General features: G+C 69.3%; 14 protein-coding genes. 1 reads left to right on the top strand and 13 read right to left on the bottom strand.

Annotated features, from left to right (window positions below; all coding sequences use genetic code 11):
* Window positions 1–14: 14 nt before the first annotated feature.
* From ACEXHE_RS01825 to ACEXHE_RS01795, 7 genes are all read right to left on the bottom strand, one after another.
* Window positions 15–245, bottom strand: coding sequence for a hypothetical protein (locus tag ACEXHE_RS01825; protein ID WP_374784494.1), 231 nt, complete (start codon window positions 243–245; stop codon window positions 15–17).
* A gap of 127 nt (window positions 246–372) precedes the next feature.
* Window positions 373–1,746, bottom strand: a complete 1,374-nt coding sequence (locus ACEXHE_RS01820) for a glutamate-5-semialdehyde dehydrogenase (RefSeq protein ID WP_374784493.1) — start codon at window positions 1,744–1,746, stop codon at window positions 373–375.
* A 38-nt stretch (window positions 1,747–1,784) separates the two neighbouring features.
* A complete protein-coding gene (proB, locus tag ACEXHE_RS01815; protein ID WP_374784492.1) occupies window positions 1,785–2,951 on the bottom strand; it encodes a glutamate 5-kinase in 1,167 nt (388 codons plus the stop codon).
* A gap of 2 nt (window positions 2,952–2,953) precedes the next feature.
* Window positions 2,954–4,489 (bottom strand): GTPase ObgE, encoded by a 1,536-nt coding sequence (gene obgE, locus ACEXHE_RS01810; RefSeq protein WP_374784491.1) that lies wholly within the window; start codon window positions 4,487–4,489, stop codon window positions 2,954–2,956.
* 142 nt (window positions 4,490–4,631) lie between these two features.
* Window positions 4,632–4,892: a 50S ribosomal protein L27 gene (rpmA, locus tag ACEXHE_RS01805; protein ID WP_091694178.1), complete on the bottom strand. Its 261-nt coding sequence runs from the start codon at window positions 4,890–4,892 to the stop codon at window positions 4,632–4,634.
* A 103-nt stretch (window positions 4,893–4,995) separates the two neighbouring features.
* Window positions 4,996–5,304 carry a 50S ribosomal protein L21 gene (rplU, locus tag ACEXHE_RS01800; RefSeq protein ID WP_091694181.1) on the bottom strand — a complete coding sequence of 103 codons (309 nt, stop codon included), beginning with the start codon at window positions 5,302–5,304 and terminating at the stop codon, window positions 4,996–4,998.
* 271 nt (window positions 5,305–5,575) lie between these two features.
* Window positions 5,576–8,659, bottom strand: a complete 3,084-nt coding sequence (locus ACEXHE_RS01795; protein ID WP_374784490.1) for an Rne/Rng family ribonuclease — start codon at window positions 8,657–8,659, stop codon at window positions 5,576–5,578.
* A gap of 489 nt (window positions 8,660–9,148) precedes the next feature.
* Between ACEXHE_RS01795 and ACEXHE_RS01790 the strand changes: the two genes are divergently transcribed.
* Entirely contained in the window at window positions 9,149–9,835 is a 687-nt protein-coding gene (locus ACEXHE_RS01790) for a vitamin K epoxide reductase family protein (protein WP_374784489.1), read from the top strand.
* On the opposite strand, the gene ndk is transcribed toward ACEXHE_RS01790, so the two are convergent.
* From ndk to ACEXHE_RS01760, 6 genes are all read right to left on the bottom strand, one after another.
* Entirely contained in the window at window positions 9,836–10,258 is a 423-nt protein-coding gene (ndk, locus tag ACEXHE_RS01785; protein ID WP_091694191.1) for a nucleoside-diphosphate kinase, read from the bottom strand.
* Window positions 10,259–10,307: 49 nt separating this feature from the next.
* Window positions 10,308–10,760 carry a DUF4233 domain-containing protein gene (locus tag ACEXHE_RS01780; RefSeq protein WP_260062734.1) on the bottom strand — a complete coding sequence of 151 codons (453 nt, stop codon included), beginning with the start codon at window positions 10,758–10,760 and terminating at the stop codon, window positions 10,308–10,310.
* Complete coding sequence (locus tag ACEXHE_RS01775) at window positions 10,757–12,343, bottom strand: folylpolyglutamate synthase/dihydrofolate synthase family protein (protein WP_277245579.1); 1,587 nt, start codon at window positions 12,341–12,343, stop codon at window positions 10,757–10,759. Before ACEXHE_RS01775 ends, ACEXHE_RS01780 begins: the two co-directional genes overlap by 4 nt.
* Window positions 12,344–12,363: 20 nt before the next feature.
* Window positions 12,364–15,759 carry an isoleucine--tRNA ligase gene (gene ileS / locus ACEXHE_RS01770; protein WP_374784488.1) on the bottom strand — a complete coding sequence of 1,132 codons (3,396 nt, stop codon included), beginning with the start codon at window positions 15,757–15,759 and terminating at the stop codon, window positions 12,364–12,366.
* Window positions 15,760–16,014: 255 nt separating this feature from the next.
* Window positions 16,015–16,803 (bottom strand): SDR family oxidoreductase, encoded by a 789-nt coding sequence (locus tag ACEXHE_RS01765; RefSeq protein ID WP_356966151.1) that lies wholly within the window; start codon window positions 16,801–16,803, stop codon window positions 16,015–16,017.
* A 22-nt stretch (window positions 16,804–16,825) separates the two neighbouring features.
* The gene (locus tag ACEXHE_RS01760) at window positions 16,826–17,830 is read right to left on the bottom strand and encodes an NAD(P)-dependent alcohol dehydrogenase (protein WP_374784487.1); all 1,005 of its coding nucleotides are present in this window, start codon (window positions 17,828–17,830) and stop codon (window positions 16,826–16,828) included.
* Between the last annotated feature and the right edge of the window lie 49 nt (window positions 17,831–17,879).

Genomic DNA, 17,879 nt, shown 5'->3' with positions numbered 1-17,879 from the left:
TCAGGACCCGGTGATCAGTGACGTGCTCGGTGGGCGCCGTGTGCGGTGCCGTGCGTGTCCACCGCCGTGGTGGGGGCAGGGTGGCGCTTGCCGACCGAGGTGAAGGACAGGGTGACGAGCAGCAGCAGCATCAGCATTGCGAAGACGCCCCAGCCGAAGACCCAGGCGGGGAAGATCAGCTCGTTGACCACGTGGTGGCCGCCCTCGGCAGCCAGGATGGTCACGCCGGTCTGGATGGTCTGCATGGTTCTCCTCAAGATGGCCGGTGCACACGGGCACAGCACGGTCAATGGTCGCTGGACTCATCCTAGCTGGTCGGCGGACCGAACGAGGTCAACCTCGGCCAGGACGACGCCCCATGATGCTCCTGGGTCAGCTGCGGACCTGGCCGCTGCCGCGCAGGATCCACTTGGTGGTCGTCAGCTCCTCCAGGCCCATGGGTCCGCGCGCGTGCATCTTCTGGGTCGAGATGCCCACCTCGGCGCCCAGCCCCAGTTCCCCGCCGTCCGTGAAACGGGTCGAGGCATTGACGATCACGGCCGCGGAGTCGATCTCGTTCACGAACCGGTCCGCATTCGCCAGGTCGTTGGTCACGATCGCCTCGGTGTGACCGGTGGACCACCGGCGGATATGGTCCATCGCCTCGTCCAGGGACTGCACGGTCTTCACCGCCATCTCCAGCTCGAGGTACTCCCGGCCCCAGTCCTCCTCCTGAGCGGGGCGGATCTGTTCCTCGGCCAGGTCCTGGGGCAGCCAGCGGCGGGCTGCCTCGTCCACGTGGAGCACGACGCCGGCCCGGGCCAGAGCACTGAGCACGGCGGTCCCAGCCTGCTCGGCTTCGGCGTGCAGGATCAGGGTCTCAGCGGCATTGCAGACCGAGGTGCGCTGCGTCTTGGCGTTGAGGGCGATGTCGACCGCCATCTGGACCGGGGCTGTGGCGTCGATGAACAGGTGCACGTTCCCTTCGCCGGTCTCGATGACGGGCACGCGTGCGTTCTGCACCACGGACTGGATCAGGTCATGCCCGCCTCGCGGGATGAGCACATCCACGCTGCCGCGCTGGGACATCAGCTCGGTGGCCCCGGCTCGGCCCAGATCGTCGATCCCCTGGACCAGGTCGGCCGAGAAGCCCTGTGCCTCTGCGGTCTCCCTCAGGATGGCGATCAGGGCTCGGTTGGTCTGCGCGGCGGCAGAGCCTCCGCGCAGGATGACCGCGTTGCCGGACTTCAGGGCCAGACCGGCGATGTCCACGGTGACGTTGGGGCGGGCCTCGTAGATGGCACCGACCACACCGAGCGGCACTCGGATCTGCTGCATCCGCAGTCCATTGGGCAGGTTGCGACCGCGGACCACGTCTCCCACGGGGTCGGGCAGGGCGGCCAGATCCTCCAAGGCCGTGGCCAGAGCCTCCAGACGGGGCCGGTCCAGGGTGAGACGGTCCAGCATCGCCTGGCTGGTGCCGTTCTCCCGGCCGGCCTCCAGGTCCAGGCCGTTCTGGCGCAGCAGGTAGTCGGCGTGAGATCGCAGGGCCTGAGCCATGGCGATCAGGGTGTCGTCCTTGCGGGCGCGTCCGGCCTGGGCGAGCTCGGGAACGGCTCGCCGAGCGCGCTCGGAGGCGGTGCGGATGGCGGCCTGCACGTCCGGGGGCGCCTCCGTGGACTGCCCCTGGGCCGGCTCGGGTACGGGGTTCGCCTCGTCAACGGCGTTCGCTGCAGAGTGTTCCTGGTTCGCTGGGATGGGAGCCATGTCAGACAGGATAGGCGCAGGAGCTGCTGGTCGGCATTCTACAGCGGCGGGATGACGCGGACGCAGTCGTCCGTGTGGACCACCACCCGTTCGTACTCCGGTCCCAGGTCTGCCCTCAGCTCTGCGGTGGAGCGTCCCAGCATCCGTGGCAGTTCACCGGCCGAGTAGTTGACCAGGCCACGGGCCACCACGGTGCCGTCCGGATCGGCCAGCTCCACGGGGTCACCGGCCTCGAACCGTCCCTCCACACCGATGATCCCGGCGGGCAGCAGTGACCGGCTGTTGCCGACCACCGCCTCCACGGCACCGGCGTCGAGCAGGAGTCGTCCACGCACGTCCGCGAGCAGTCCCAGCCAGGCCGAGCGTGCACTGCGGCGCCGGCCGGACACGGCGAACCAGGTCCCCACGTCCTCCCCTGCCCAGGCCGCTGCCGCCCGGGGCGCGGAGGTGAGCAGGGCGGGGATCCCTGATCCGGTGGCGATCCTCGCGGCCTCGACCTTGGTCACCATTCCGCCGGTTCCCACACCGGCGGGTCCGGCTCGACCGATCACCACACCGTCCAGGTCCTCTTCAGAGCTGATCTCCGGGATCCGCCGGCTGCCGGGGCGGCTGGGCGGTCCGTCGTAGAGGGCGTCCACATCGGAGAGCAGCAGCAGGGCGTCGGCCTTGACCACGTTGGCCACGAGGGCGGCCAGGCGGTCGTTGTCACCGAAGCGGATCTCCTGGGTGGCCACGGTGTCGTTCTCGTTCACCACCGGGACCACCCCGAGGGCGAGCAGCTTCTCCAGGGACCGGTGGGCGTTGGTGAACTGGGTCCGGCGGATCAGGTCCTCGGCGGTGAGCAGCACCTGGGCCACGGTCAGCCCATGACGCTGGAAGGATTCCGTGTAGTGGGAGAGCAGTCGTCCCTGCCCGACGGCGGCCGCGGCCTGCTGGGTGGCCAGGTCACGTGGGCGTTTGGGCAGCCCCAACGGCGCCAGTCCGGCGGCGATGGCTCCCGAGGAGACGAGCACCACCTGGGTGCCGGCGGCCCGGGCCTGGGCGAGCACATCGGTCAGCGCGTCGATGGCCTCCCGGCTCACCCCATCGGAGGTGGTGAGCGAGGAGGATCCGATCTTCACCACGAGCCGACGAGCATCACACAGGGACGCCCGGGAGGTCACCGGCGTGGACGGGGTGCGCGTGGAACGGACAGCACTGCTCATGCTCAGTCTCCAGAGCTGGGCTCAGTCCAGATGCCGGCCTTGCGCTCGGCCTCCAGCTCGGCCCGAGTGGCGGCACGGGCCTGCTTGCGCTGTTCGTACTCGTCACGCTTCTGCGCACGCGTGGCACGCTCGCGCTCCTCCATGCGCAGGTCGCTGCCACGGGGACCGCCGAGCAGCTCGGCGCCGGCTGCCATGGTGGGCTCCCAGTCGAAGACGACACCGCTCTCGTCATCGCCGATCACCACGGCGTCGCCCGGGGTGGCACCGGCCTTGAACAGGCCGTCCTCCACGCCGAGGCGGTTCAGTCGGTCCGCCAGGTAGCCCACGGCCTCGTCATTAGCGAAGTCGGTCTGGGCGATCCACTTCTCCGGCTTGGAACCGAGCACGCGGAACAGCGGCTCCAGGTTCCGCTCTTCGCGGCGGATGGTGAACTCGGGTGCGCGTGAGGATCGGGGGCGCACCACGACGGGGACCACCGGTTCAGGCTCGGCCTGGCGGGCCCGCGCCTGGGTCACCAGCTCGGCCATGGCGTACTTCAGCGGATCCAGACCCTGGTGGGCCAGAGCCGAGACCTCGATGACCTTCAGTCCACGGCTCTCCAGCTCGGCCCGGACCATCTCGGCCATCGCCTGGCCGTCGGGCAGATCCGTCTTGTTCAGGGCCACGATGCGGGGCCGCTCATTCAGCGGCACCACGCCGTCGCCGCCCTGGGAGAAGATCGGCTCCACTGCATAGGCCGCCAGTTCGGCCTCGATGGCCTCGAAGTCGGCGATGGGATCGCGATCGGACTCCAGGGTGCCGCAGTCCAGCACGTGGACCAGGGCTGCGCAGCGTTCGACGTGACGCAGGAACTCCAGTCCGAGCCCCTTGCCCTCGGAGGCGCCGGGGATCAGACCGGGGACGTCGGCCACGGTGTAGCGGACCTCTCCGGCCTGGACCACACCCAGGTTGGGCACCAGGGTGGTGAAGGGATAGTCCGCGATCTTGGGGCGGGCGGCAGACAGGGCCGCGATCAGCGAGGACTTGCCGGCGGACGGGAAGCCGACCAGCGCGATGTCCGCCACGGTCTTGAGCTCCAGCACCACGTCGCGGGCATCACCGGGGATGCCCAGCAGGGCGAAGCCGGGGGCCTTGCGCTTCTGCGAGGCCAGGGCCGCATTGCCCAGTCCTCCCAGTCCGCCTTCGGCCACCACATAGCTGGTGCCCTCGCCGACCATGTCGGCCAGGATGTTGCCCTCCCGGTCCTTGACCACGGTGCCGTCCGGCACGGTCAGCACCAGCGACTCACCGTGCTTGCCGTGACGGAAGTCGCCCTTGCCGCCGTCGCCGTTGCCGGCGTGACGATGCGGTGCATGGTGGTAGGCCAGCAGCGTGGTGGTCTGGCTGTCCACCACCAGGGTGACGTCGCCGCCGTTGCCGCCGTTGCCGCCGTCGGGGCCGCCGAGGGGCTTGAACTTCTCCCGCTTCACCGAGACGCAGCCATGCCCCCCGGTGCCGCCGGAGACATGCAGGACCACGCGGTCCACGAAAGCTGCCATGACTGCCTTTCTGGTGGACCGGACATGATGGCCCACAGATCAGGGTGAAGTAGGTGGATAGACGCAGGCGGGGGCGGGCCGGGAAGGCCCGCCCCCGCCGGAGCGTCACTGCTGGGGAGTCACTCCCCGGACTGCTGCTGGATCACTCAGCGGCAGCAGGCACGATGTTGACGACGGAGCGCCCACGACGGTTGCCGAACTCGACGGCACCGGCGGTCAGGGCGAACAGGGTGTCGTCCTTGCCGCGGCCCACGTTCAGGCCCGGGTGGAACTTGGTGCCGCGCTGGCGCACCAGGATCTCGCCGGCGTTGACGGACTGACCGCCGTAGCGCTTGACACCGAGGAACTTCGGGTTGGAGTCGCGGCCGTTCCGGGAGGAACTGCCGGCCTTCTTATGTGCCATGATGCAATCCTTTGCTGTGTGAGTCCCAGTCCGTCAGCCTCGCACAGAGGGCTTGGTCGGCTGGACGGTGGACTCGGGGTGGGATTCTTCAGGTGGAGCGCCGTCAGGCGATCTCGGTGACCTTCACGGTGGACAGCTCAGAGCGGTGGCCCTGGCGCCGGATGTAGCCGGTCTTGTTCTTGAACTTCTGGATGATGATCTTGTCACCGCGGGAGTGACCGATCACCTCAGCGGTGACCTTGACCTGGGACAGGGCATCGGCACCGGTCGTGACCTTGTCGCCGTCCACCAGCATGACGGGGGTCAGCTCCACGGAGCCACCGGCCTCAGCGGGGACGCGGTCAAGGGTTATGAGGTCTCCCACAGAGACCTTTTCCTGGCGGCCGCCAGCGCGGACAATCGCGTACACCACTTGGGACTCACTTCTCTCGACGTTTTCGTTCTGACGTTGTTCTCACTGCTGCTGGGGCCACTGACCACGGCGGGCATCCTGCCTCTCGACGTCCCGGACCTGGGACCCTCCGCACGGGCGGGTCGGTCCCACTCAACGGGAGTGGAGCAGATGACTGAAGAGAGCCGGTCGGCCCATGAGACCCTGGATTCAGGGCACACAAGCCACAGTGGTGGCGCAGCACCGAGTGACCATCCTACCCGCCACTCGGTGACTGCGCCAAATGACACGCTCACTCGGTGCGAGCGATGTCCTCTGCCTTGACACCGACGCCGAGCATCATCGGCGCGGCCGACGGCGCGGATCCCGACTGCTCGGACTCCGAGCCCGTTGAGGGGGCCTGGCCGGCACTGGCGCTGAAGGTGCTGCCGCTGGCCGTGCCCGGGGCGATCTCCACGGTCTGGATGTCCGCGCCGGTGCCGTCCGAGGACGCGGCCCGACGGCGGCGACGGGCAGGACGGGCCGGAGCCTCAGACTCGGTGGTCGGGACCGCCTGGGTCTGCGGCTGCTGCTGGCGGGAGTCCAGCGCGTCCTCCAGTCGGCTCAGATCAGCGGCCGAGCGGTCCCGAGACCGGCCCGTGCCCTGCGGAACCTCGACGGTCTCCCCGCCCAGCGTCAGCACCGGCCCCGAGGACTGCCTCTGCTCCGCCTCCTGTCCGGAGTCGTCCTGGGTGGCGACCTCGGTGCTCGACTCAGCCGATTCGGCCCGACGAGAGCGACGACGGCCGCCGCGCGAGCCGGTCGAGGCCCGGCTCTGCTCAGCGGTGTCCTGGGACCTCTCCGAGGGCGCCTCCGGAGCGGGGGCCGTCTCCTGCTGTGCCTGCTCCTGCCCGGACGCGGACTGCTCAGGTGCCTGGGCGTCGTCGGGCCGGTCTGCGCTGGTCTCCTCGGCGTGGTGCGTGGTGGCCGCGGCGATCGTGGCGAAGGCCGCCCGGGCGGCTTCAGCGCGAGCCTGGCGCTCGGCCTCCTCCTCCGGGGTCAGTGTGGACGAACCGTTCTCGGTGCCGTTCTGCTCCGAGGCGCCCCGCTCCGCCTGGCGTTCGCGGTTGCGGCGCCGCCGCTCGGACCGCGAGCTCTTGCGCGATCCCTCTCCGGAGTCCTGCCCGCTGCCTTCACCCCGGCTGGGACGCGGCTCTCCATGGGAGTTGTGGGCACGGCGATGCTCCACCGGGACGTCGTGGGTGATGATGCCGCGACCGTTGCAGGCCTCGCAGGTCTCGGAGAAGACCTCCACCAGGCCGGTCCCCATGCGCTTGCGCGTCATCTGGACCAGCCCCAGCGAGGTGACCTCGGCCACCTGGTGCTTGGTGCGGTCTCGGCCCAGGCACTCCACGAGCCGGCGCAGCACGAGGTCCCGGTTGGACTCCAGCACCATGTCGATGAAGTCGATCACGATGATGCCGCCGATGTCCCGCAGGCGCAGCTGCCGGACGATCTCCTCCGCGGCCTCCAGGTTGTTCTTGGTGACGGTCTCCTCCAGGTTGCCTCCGGAGCCGGTGAACTTGCCGGTGTTCACATCCACCACGGTCATCGCCTCGGTGCGGTCGATCACCAGCGAGCCGCCGGAGGGCAGGTAGACCTTGCGTTCCAGCGCCTTGTGCAGCTGCTCGTCGATCCGGTGGCCGGAGAAGAGATCCTCGCCGTCGTGGTCCTCGGGCTTCCACTGCTCGACTCGGTCCAGCAGGTGGGGGGCCACATAGGTCACGTAGGCCTCGATGTTGTCCCAGACCTGCTCACCCTGCACGATCATGCCGGAGAAGTCCTCGTTGAAGACGTCACGGACCACCTTGATGGTCAGGTCCGGCTCGGAGTAGAGCAGTTCAGGGGCGAGCACCTTGGTGGAGGTGGAGCTGGCCTCGATCCCCTCCCACTGGGCACGCAGGCGGTTGATGTCGTTCATCAGCTCCTGCTCGGACGTGCCCTCTGCGGCGGTGCGCACGATCACTCCGGCGTTCTCCGGCAGGTGGTCCTTGAGGATCTTCTTCAGGCGCGCACGCTCCACATCCGGGAGCTTGCGGGAGATGCCGGTCATCGACCCGCCGGGCACGTACACCAGGTACCGGCCGGGCAGGGAGATTTGGCTGGTCAGACGGGCACCCTTGTGGCCCACCGGGTCCTTGGTGACCTGGACCAGGACGGAGTCGCCGGACTTCAGGGCGTTCTCGATCTTCTTGGGCTTGCCGTCCAGCTGCGCGGCGTCCCAGTTGACCTCTCCGGCGTAGAGCACGGCGTTGCGGCCCCGTCCGATGTCCACGAACGCGGCCTCCATGGAGGGCAGCACGTTCTGCACCTTGCCCAGGTAGACATTGCCGATGAGGGAGTCCTGCGTGGTGTTGGAGACGAAGTGCTCCGCCAGCACGCCGTCCTCCATGACGGCGATCTGGATCCGGTGCTCGCGCTGGCGGACCAGCATCTTGCGGTCCACCGACTCTCGGCGGGCCAGGAACTCGGCCTCGGTGATCACATGGCGGCGGCGGTTGCCCTGACGGGAATCGCGGCGGCGCTGCTTCTTGGCCTCGAGGCGCGTGGAGCCCTTGAGGCTGGTGACCCCCTGCGGACCGGTGCTGGTGGCCTGGCGCGGTGCACGCACACGCGTGACGGTGTGCTCCGGATCCCCGTCCGAGCCGCCCTCGAGCTCGAGGTCGGCCTCACCACGGCGGCGGCGGCGACGGCGGCGCGAGACCGATCCCGTGGAGCCGTTGCCCTCGTCATCGGACCCGGTGTCGGCGTCCTGATCGGTGGTGGCCGAGTCGTCCTCGGAGGACCCGGACTGGTCCTGCTCGGACCGGCCCTGGTCCGATCCCCCGCTGGAGCCACGGCCCCGCGAACGGCGACGACGGCTGCGGCTGCGGCCCCCGGACCTCTCCTGCTGGCCGTCGGCGTCCTGCTGATTGTCCTGGTCATCACGGTCGTCGCGATCAGCGTCATCCTCGGCGCCAGCCGCGGACTGACGCCGCTGGTCATCCTGACGGCGGCGGCTCGGGACCGGCTGGATGGCAGAGAGATCGGGAGCCTGGAAGATCACGGCCAGCGGATCCACGACGGCGAAGGGGTCCGCCTCGGGCTCAGCGTCGGACTCCGTCTCGGTCGGCTGATCGGACACGTCGTGCGCGCCGGCGGCCTCAGGTGCATCGGCGTCCTCGGCCGAGGGCTCCTCGTCGGCCTCATCGACCTCGGGAACGTCCGAGGCGGTGATCAGTTCGGGCTGCTCGGCGGTCTGCGCCGTCGGCTCCTCTACTGCGGGGGTCGTGACCTCCGCGGCTTCTGCTGCGTCCGCGTCGACGGGTGTTGCGGTGTTCTCATTCTCGGCCGTCATGGACAGCACCTCCAGTCCCGCCACCGGTCCACACTCCCGGCCACGGGACAACCAGGTCCGCGTCGGCTGCGTTGCCCCCGGGGGGCGTCCGACCGTGTGATCGGACTCCGGGGTGCCGCCGTCCTGCGGACTCCATGAAGTCTGGGGTGAACCGGTGGTCGGTCCCCGCCGGATGCGGGGCGCCGGATGCCGGAACCAGCGACGTCCGGACTCGGTCCCACCTGTCGTTCCAGGTGCCGTCAGCGGTCTCCGTCAGGCTGCGCGTGCACGGCAGTGCCGCCTCCAGCCGGCGACACTGTACTGGTCGCCTCGGTTCATCGCCTCCGGCCCGGTGGCCGTCTGCTGGATCCACGCACGGTGTGGCCGTGTGCAGATCAACGATCATTCTCTCACACCGGCAGTGGAGACAGCGGCTGAGAGCGGGCTGTGACCGGCACGGGCTCGCCCACGGTCACGACGACGGCCCCGCACCAGATCTAGACTGGCCGGGTGAGCGCATCCTCCCGCACCTCGTCATCGTTCGATCCGGCAGCACCCCAGGACCCCTGGGACGCCGGACTGTCCCCGCACCCTGTCCAGGACCAGGAGATGCCCTGGTATGCCCGCCATCGCGGGACTGCAGTGATGCTGCTGGTGACGGCCGTCGTCGGGATGATCGCCACCTGCATCCTGGTGGCCGAGCGCCTGGCGCTCTCGGCGGACCCGAATTATGTGACCAGCTGCGACCTGAATCCGTGGGTCTCCTGTGGGGCCGTGATGAAGTCCGAGCAGGCGATGGCCTTCGGCTTCCCCAACCAGTTCATCGGGCTGGTCAGCTTCGCCGTGGTGATCACGGTGGCCATGGGCCTGTTGGCCGGGGCACGCTATCAGCGCTGGTTCTGGCGGGGCCTGAACCTGGGCGTGGCCGCCGGCTTCGCCTTCTGCGTGTGGCTCTGGTACCAGGCGGTGTACGAGATCACCGCCCTGTGCCTGTACTGCATGATCGTCTGGGCCATGATGGCCCCGATGCTGGTCCTGCTCACGGTGCGCAACCTGCAGCACGGCGTGATCCCGGCCTCGCCCCGTCTGCGACAGATCGCCGCAGACTGGGCGTGGCCGGTGATCGCCCTGCTCTATGTGGCCGTGATCGGCTCGATCCTGCTGCGCTTCGGGCTGGGCATCTTCCAGATGGGCTGATCAGCCGAACCAGATCTCCAGCTCACGCTCAGCGGAGAGGGTCGAGTCCGAACCGTGCACCAGGTTCTTCTGCACCGAGGTGCCCCAGTCTCGACCGAAGTCGCCGCGGATGGTGCCGGGGGCCGCCAGGGTGGGCTCGGTGGAGCCGGCCAGCGAACGGAACCCCTCGATCACTCGGTTGCCCTGGAGGCGCACCGCCACCACCGGACCGGAGGACATGAACTCGACCAGCGGCTCGAAGAACGGCTTGCCCTGGTGCTCCTCATAGTGCTTCTCCAGCATGGTGCGCGTGGGCACGAGCATCTTCAGGTCCGCAATGACGTAGCCCTTGGCCTCGATCCGGGCCAGGACGACGCCGGTGAGGTTGCGCTCCACGCCGTCCGGCTTGACGAGGACGAGGGTCTCTTCGACGTGAGTGGTCACAGAAGCTCCTTGGTGTTGTAGGGATCTGACTCCACTGTATCCGGCCGGATCAGTCCTGTTCGGCGCGCAGGCGCTCCTCCGCCGCATGGCGCTCGGCGTTCTCCCGGTCCAGCTGTCCGCCCTTGGTCACGGCGTACCACCAGGCCAGTCCGAAGCCGACCGCCACGAAGAGCATGGTGTACTCCAGGACAGAGGCGGCCAACAGGGCCAGCTGGATGCCCCAGCCGATCCAGTAGCCCAGGGGCCGACGCAGCAGGGCGCAGTCCAGGATGGCGATGACCGCCAGGACCAGGGACACCCAGAGCACCCAGCCGTGGGTGCCCTCCTGACGGTGCAGGTTGACGATGGTGATGCCGAAGAACACCAGCACCACCGCCTCCATCACCAGCACGGTGGAGGCGAAGGTCACCCGGATGGACCGGGGCTTCTTGATCTGACCGGGCTGCCAGGCACGCTGAGACTTCGTCTCGCGCTGGGGACGCCAGTCCTCGGTGCCGCTCATCGACGGTCCTCCTGATGGTCCTTCTGGTCGTCGGTGTCCTCGTCGTCCCCGAACAGATCGGAGTCGTCGTCGTCCTCGTCCAGGCCGAGCCCGAGGTCCAGTTCCTCGAGGTCGCCCAGATCAGGGGGCATCACGTCCACGGTCCCCAGACCCCCGCGGCCCTGGTTCTGCTCCGGTGCGGTCTCCACCGCTCCGGCGCCCAGCAGCTCACGAACCTCAGCGATCACCGTGATCGAGCCGGTCACCAGCACCCCGCCGCCGGTCCCGGCATTCAGTCCAGGGTCCCCGGCGTCCAGTGAGTCCACGGCCTCGGAGCGACCGACGGCCCATTCCAGGGCATCGGGCAACGACTCGGTGGCGTAGAGGTCCTCCTCCGGCCAGCCGGCATCCAGGGCCAGCTGGCCCAGTTCCCCCGCCGGGATGGCCCGAGGCGAGGAGGACTGCGTGAGGCACAGGTCGGAGACCTCGTCACCGAAGCGCTCGTAGAGCTCCTGCAGCATGCCCAGCGCGTCCTTGTCCTGCAGGATGCCCACCACCAGCACCAGTCGACTGAAGCTGAAGGCCTCCTCCACGGCAGCGGCGGTGGCGGCCAGGCCGGCGGGGTTATGCGCGGCGTCCACCACGATGGTGGGGGCGGCCCGGACGACCTCCAGCCGTCCGGGTGAGGTGACCTGGGCCAGCCCCTGCTGGAGCAGCTCGTGGTCCAGCTCCTGTTCGCCGCCTCCGAGGAAGGCCTCCAAGGCGGCCACGGCCACGGCCAGGTTCTGTGCCTGGTGGGCTCCGTGCAGAGGCAGGTTCAGGCCGTTGTAGCTGCCGGCCAGTCCCTGGACATCCACCTGCTGTCCGCCCACTGCCACCGCTCGGGACTGCACGCCGAACTCCACGCCTTCGAAGCGGAACGGCACGTTCGCCTCGCGGGCGGCGTCCAGCAGCACCTGGGCTGCGTCCGGATCCTGCGCCGCCGAGACCAGGAACCCTCCGGGTTTGATGATGCCGGCCTTCTCTTGGGCGATCTCCCCGGGCGTGTCCCCCAGCAGATCGGTGTGGTCCAGGGAGATGGGGGTGACCACGGAGACCTGGCCGTCGGCCACGTTGGTGGCGTCGGTGATCCCGCCGAGACCGACCTCCAGGATCATCACGTCCACGGGGGCATCGGCGAAGACGGCGAAGCCCAGGACGGTGACGGCCTCGAAGTAGGTCAGCGGGTTCTCCCCCGCCTGCTCCAGCTCTGCGTCCACCACCTCGACCATGGGCAGGATCTCGTTCCAGGTCCGCACGAAGGTCTCATCGTCCACCGGCGCGCCGTCCACGCTGATCCGCTCGGTGACCGAGCTCAGATGCGGTGAGGTGTACCGCCCGGTGCGCAACCCGTAGGCCCGCAGCGCCGACTCGATCATCCGGGCGGTGGAGGTCTTGCCGTTGGTCCCGGTCAGGTGGATCACCGGGGCGGAGTGCTGGGGCTCGCCCAGCAGCTCCATGGCCCGCCGCAGCGGCGCCATGCGTGGCTCCATCCGGTTCTCCGGGGCCCGGTCCAGCAGGTCTCGGTAGACCTCGCGCACCGAAGCGGGTGCGTCCTGCCCCATCCCCGCACTCCTGTCCATGGTCATGCCCGGCTCACCGCCACCTGGACCAGCTTGGTGGCGTCATCGGCCGGATCCTGGCGCGGGTCGGCAGCTCCCGAGTCCTCCAGCACCAGTTCGGTGGTCAGGGTCTCCTCGGCCACCAGGTCCTGGTGAGCCCGCACGGCCGCCACGACTGGAGCCGGACCGGTGATCACGGTGCGGACCCGGTCAGAGACCTCCAGCCCGGCGTCCTTGCGGGCGGCCTGGACGGCACGCACCACATCCCGGGCGGTGCCCTCGGCGGCCAGGTCGGCCGGCACCGCGGTGTCCAGGACCACGAAACCGCCCGGGATGACCGTCACGGCGCGTTCCTGCTGGGAGGAGGCGGCGTCGTCAGGAGAGCCCACGGTGGTCTCCAGGGTGTACTCGCCCTCCTGCAGGGCGATCCCGCCCGCGGTGACGGTGCCGTCCTCGGCGACCGACCAGTCCCCGGACTTGGCGCCCTTGATGGCCACCTGGACCTGCTTGCCCAGACGCGGTCCTGCGGCGCGGGCGTTGACCGCCAGCTGCTGGGAGATCCCGAAGTCCGCGGCGGAGACCTCGGAGGCGTCCAGCAGCTCCACCGACTTCAGGTTCAGCTCGTCCCGGACGATGTCCGCGAAGGCTCCCTGCAGGCCGGCGGCGGCCGGCACCACCACAGTCAGCTGGCGCAGGGGCAGGCGCACCCGGCGCTTGGCGCCCTTGCGCAGGGAGGACCCGGCGGAGGCGATGCGCCGCACGGTCTCCATCCGCTCCACCAGCGCCTCGGCGTCCTGCTCGGAGTCGAACCCGGAGAAGAACGGGGCGGCGTCCGGGTAGTCGGTCAGGTGCACCGAGCGGCCGCCGGTCAGTCCGCGCCAGATCTCCTCGGAGACCAGCGGCATCAGCGGTGCCGCGGCCCGGCAGAAGGCCTCCAGACAGGTGTAGAGCACGTCCAGCGCCTGGGTGTCCTCGTCGAAGAACCGGTGCCGGGAGCGTCGCACGTACCAGTTGGTCATGGTGTCCATGTAGGTGCGCAGGGCGTCGCAGGCGTCCGAGACCTCGTAGGCGTCCAGTCCGGCCTTGACCTCGCGCAGCATCCGTCCGGTGGCGGCCAGGATGTACTGGTCCAGCGGGTCGGTGGAGGTGTGCCGGGCCTGGGCACGGTACCCGTCCGGACGCTCTCCTCCGGCGCGGGCAGTGTTGGCGTAGAGGGAGAAGAAGTGCCAGACGTTCCAGGCCGGCAGCAGCACCTGACGGGCGCCCTCACGGATGCCCTCCTCGGTGACCACCAGGTTGCCGCCGCGCAGGATGGGGCTGGCCATTAGGAACCAGCGCATGGCATCCGAGCCGTCCCGGTCCAGCACCTCGGACACATCCGGGTAGTTGCGCAGGGACTTGGACATCTTCTGCCCGTCCGAGCCCAGCACGATCCCGTGGCTGATCACGTTCGAGAACGCCGGCCGGTCGAACAGGGCGGTGGCCAGGATGTGCATGGTGTAGAACCAGCCGCGGGTCTGGCCGATGTACTCCACGATGAAGTCGGCCGGGTTGTGGGTGTCGAACCACTCGCGCTGCTCGAACGGATAGTGCACCTGGGCGTAGGGCATGGAGCCGGAGTCGAACCAGACGTCCAGCACGTCCTCCACGCGGCGCAGGGTGCCGCCGCAGCCCTCATGCTCCACGGTCAGCTCGTCGATCCAGGGGCGGTGCAGATCCGGTTCGCCGGCGGCGTTGAGCGGCAGGCGTCCGAACCGCTCCTGCAGCTCAGCCAGGGAGCCGAACACCTCCTGATGGGTGCACTCGAGGTCGTCGCACTGCCAGACCGGGATGGGCGAGCCCCAGTACCGGTTGCGGGAGATCGACCAGTCGCGGGCGTTCTCCAGCCAGCGGCCGAACTGCCCGTCCTTGACGTTGCCCGGGATCCAGTTGATCTGCTGGTTCAGCTCCAGCATCCGGTCCTTGAACTCGGTCACCTTGACGTACCAGGAGGTGATGGCCCGGTAGATCAGGGGCGTGCGGCAGCGCCAGCAGTGCGGGTAGGAGTGCTCGTAGCTGGTCTCCTTCACCAGGCGCCCCTCCGCGCGCAGGGCGCGGATGATGGTGCGGTTGGCCTCGAAGACCTGGACGCCGGCGATCTCGGCCAGCACCCCCCCGCCACGGTTCGGGTCTGCGAACAGCGGCAGGAAACGGGCGCCGTCGTCCACGGAGAGCACCACGGGGATCCCGTTGGCCTCGCACACCCGCTGATCGTCCTCACCGTAGGCCGGGGCCTGGTGGACCACGCCGGTGCCGTCCTCGGTGGAGACGTAGTCATCGGCCAGCAGCCGCCAGGCGTGGGCGGTTCCGTAGGTGTCATCGCCCTCGGCGTCCACGAAGTAGGTGAACAGCGGGGCGTAGCGCAGCCCGGCCAGGCGAGCACCCAGGTAGGTGCCGGTCACCGCCTCGGTGACGGAGCCGGCGTCGGGATAGCCCAACTCCTTGGCGTGCGCGGCCAGCCGGTCCTGGGCCAGCAGGTAACGCTTCCCGGTCACCCCTTCGGCGGCGTCCGGACCGGCCGGCACCACCACGTAGGTGATCTCCGGCCCGACGGCCAGGGCCTGGTTGGTGGGCAGGGTCCAGGGCGTGGTGGTCCAGGCCATCACCTCGACGCCGGCCAGCTCAGCTGCCAGCGCGGCATCGGCTCCCCCGGCGGGCACGTCGGCGGGGTCCTCGGGCAGGCCCTGCAGCGTGAAGGAGACGGTGACGGAGGGGTCCTGGCGCTGCTGGTAGACGTCGTCGTCCATGCGCAGCTCGTGGTTGGAGAGCGGGGTCTCGTCCTTCCAGCAGTATGGCAGCACGCGGAAGCCCTGGTAGGTCAGGTCCTTCTCATGCAGGGACTTGAACGCCCACAGCACCGACTCCATGAACTCGGGGTTCAGGGTCTTGTAGTCGTTCTCGAAGTCCACCCAGCGGGCCTGGCGGTTGACGTAGTCCTTCCACTCCTCGGTGTACTTGAGCACCGAGGCGCGGCAGGCGTCGTTGAAGCGGTCGATGCCCATGGACTCGATCTGGGCCTTGTCCGTCATGCCCAGCTGTTTCATCGCCTCCAGCTCGGCGGGCAGGCCGTGGGTGTCCCAGCCGAAACGGCGCTCCACCCGGCGGCCCTGCTGCGTCTGGTAGCGGGCCACCAGATCCTTGACGTACCCGGTGAGCAGGTGACCGTAGTGGGGCAGGCCGTTGGCGAAGGGAGGTCCGTCATAGAAGACGAACTCGTTGGGGGTGCCGTCCTCGGTGTGCGCCGGGCGAGCGTCGATGGAGGCCTGGAAGGTCCCGTCCTGGTCCCAGTAGGACAGCACGCGCTCCTCGATCTCCGGGAAACGGGGAGAGGCGGGGGTGCTGGCCGGGTGCTCGGGGTTCGAACTGGCGAGGGGGTACACGGGCGGTCCTTCGTGCGGGGTCGGCTGCTGGTCTGCAAGGACGCCGTGCGGCGCGGTACCACCCTGCTTGCCGCCTGCCGTTCCGGGGGTGCCGGTGCGGCGGACGACCGCTCGTGACTGCTGTGACGGGCTTACCCGTCCGGTTCTACTGGGGTCTGCACGCGGTGTCTGGAGACGTCCGGGCGGGACCTGTTCTTCCGGAGGCTCACCGGTGATGGCCGGGTCAGTGCCTGTGCGGTCCAGTGTATCGCGGGTTCAGCCCTTCCGGATCAGCTTGTGGGCCGCAGCCTGGGCCACGGGACGGACCACGATCTGGTCCAGGTTCACGTGATGCGGGGCGTTGACCGCGTAGGCGCACACGTCTGCCACATCCTCTGGAGTCAAGGGGTTCTCCACGCCGGCGTAGACGGCGTCGGCCTTGGCCTGGTCACCGCCGAGCCGGTTCAGGGAGAACTCCTCGGTGTGGACCAGTCCAGGCAACACCTCGATCACCCGGACATCATGCTCGGCCTCCTCCAGCCGCAGTGCGCCCACCAGTCCGTGCTGGCCCATCTTCGCCGCGTTGTAGCCACCCCCGCCCTCGTAGGAGACCAGCCCGGCCGTGGAGGTCAGCACCAGCACGGTGCCCCGTCCGGAGGCCCTCAGCATGGGCAGGAACGCCTGGGTGACATTCAGCGTGCCGAGGACGTTGGAGCGGAACATGGTCTCCCACTGCTCCAGCTTCCCCTCGGCCACAGAATCAGTGCCGAGCGCACCGCCGGCGATCGCCAGCACGGTGTCCGCTCCCCCGGCGGCCTCCACGTGGCCCCTCACCCGGGCCACCTGGGCCGGATCGGTCACGTCCGCGGGCAGCGGGATGACCTTCCCGACGCCGGCCCCCTCACCGGCCGCTTCCTCGGCCAGGTCCTGCAGGCGCTCAGCACGGCGGGCCACCGCGTAGACGGTCCAGCCGTCCTGGGCCAGGCGCAGGGCGGTGGCCCGCCCGATGCCGGATGAGGCTCCGGTGACGACGGCGGCGTGGGCGATGGAGGTCTCTGCGCTCATAGACCCAGGGTAGACCGGCCCGTCAGATGGTGATGGCGATCTTGCCCCTCACGTCCCCGGCCTCCAGCCGCCGCATCGCCTCGCCGACGTGGTCGAGGGGGTAGGTGGAGTCCACGCTGGGCGTCACCGTGCCGGCCGCCATCAGTGCCGCGAGCTGCTCCTGATCACTGGCACGCTCCTTGCTGGCGAGCATGGTCAGACGTTGAGGCACGAACGCGGAGAGGATCGAGGCACGCAGGGATCGGCCGAACCCCCCTGTCCAGCGCCCTCCCTCTTCACCGCCGACGATCACGAGTGTTCCTCCCGGGGTCAGGGCCCTGCGCAGTCGCGACAGTGGTGAGTTGCCGGCGATGTCGAGGATGAGGTCGTACCGGTGGGTGCCATCGGCGAAGTCCTGGGAGGTGTAGTCGAGCACGTGGTCAGCCCCCAGCGACCGCACGTCACCGAGCTTGGAGGTGCTGCACACGGCGGTGACCTCGGACTCGAAGACTCGGGCCAGCTGCCCCGCGTAGCTCCCGACTCCACCGGACGCGCCGATGACGAGGACTCGCTGTCCCCGACTGATCCTGCCGACCTCGGTCAACGCCTGCAGTGCCATGCCGGCAGAGATCGGGACGACGGCCGCCTGGGCGAACGTCAGATTCGGCGGCTTGTGGGCCAGTTTGTCCTCGCGGACGGCAGCGTACTCGGCGAAGGAGCCCCGGGAGATCCCGAACACCTCGTCGCCTGGAGCGAACTGCGTCACTGCAGATCCGACGCCGACGACGACGCCCGCCACATCGAGCCCCGGCACGCGGTTCTTCGGTGCGCGAAGACCGAACCCCAGGATCCTGACCAGATACGGCTGCCCGGTCATCAGATGCCAGGTCCCTCGATCGAGGCCAGCCGCCCTGACCTGGATGAGCACCTCCTCCTCGGCGATCTGTGGCCGGGCGATCCGTGCAGATCGGAAGACCGCGGCGGACCCGTAGGCGTCCTGCACGATGGCGCGCATGGACGTGCGGATGGGTGTGGCAATGCTGCTCATGTCGTTCCCTCACGGAGCGTAGGTGATCGGTGGATTCCACAGGATCCTG

Source organism: Micrococcus sp. IITD107 (assembly GCF_041927415.1).
Lineage (GTDB): Bacteria > Actinomycetota > Actinomycetes > Actinomycetales > Micrococcaceae > Citricoccus > Citricoccus terreus.
The sequence above is the reverse complement of the archived record's forward strand: the minus strand, read 5'-3'. Positions and strand labels throughout refer to the sequence as shown.

Coding starts and splice junctions, on each gene's coding strand:
- ACEXHE_RS01780 (WP_260062734.1), bottom strand. CDS start 10,760: ATGAGCGGCACCGAGGACTGGCGTCCCCAGCGCGAGACGAAGTCTCAG.
- obgE (WP_374784491.1), bottom strand. CDS start 4,489: ATGGCAGCTTTCGTGGACCGCGTGGTCCTGCATGTCTCCGGCGGCACC.
- ACEXHE_RS01765 (WP_356966151.1), bottom strand. CDS start 16,803: ATGAGCGCAGAGACCTCCATCGCCCACGCCGCCGTCGTCACCGGAGCC.
- ACEXHE_RS01820 (WP_374784493.1), bottom strand. CDS start 1,746: ATGGCTCCCATCCCAGCGAACCAGGAACACTCTGCAGCGAACGCCGTT.
- ACEXHE_RS01760 (WP_374784487.1), bottom strand. CDS start 17,830: ATGAGCAGCATTGCCACACCCATCCGCACGTCCATGCGCGCCATCGTG.
- ACEXHE_RS01825 (WP_374784494.1), bottom strand. CDS start 245: ATGCAGACCATCCAGACCGGCGTGACCATCCTGGCTGCCGAGGGCGGC.
- rpmA (WP_091694178.1), bottom strand. CDS start 4,892: ATGGCACATAAGAAGGCCGGCAGTTCCTCCCGGAACGGCCGCGACTCC.
- ACEXHE_RS01775 (WP_277245579.1), bottom strand. CDS start 12,343: ATGGGGCAGGACGCACCCGCTTCGGTGCGCGAGGTCTACCGAGACCTG.
- ACEXHE_RS01795 (WP_374784490.1), bottom strand. CDS start 8,659: ATGACGGCCGAGAATGAGAACACCGCAACACCCGTCGACGCGGACGCA.
- proB (WP_374784492.1), bottom strand. CDS start 2,951: ATGAGCAGTGCTGTCCGTTCCACGCGCACCCCGTCCACGCCGGTGACC.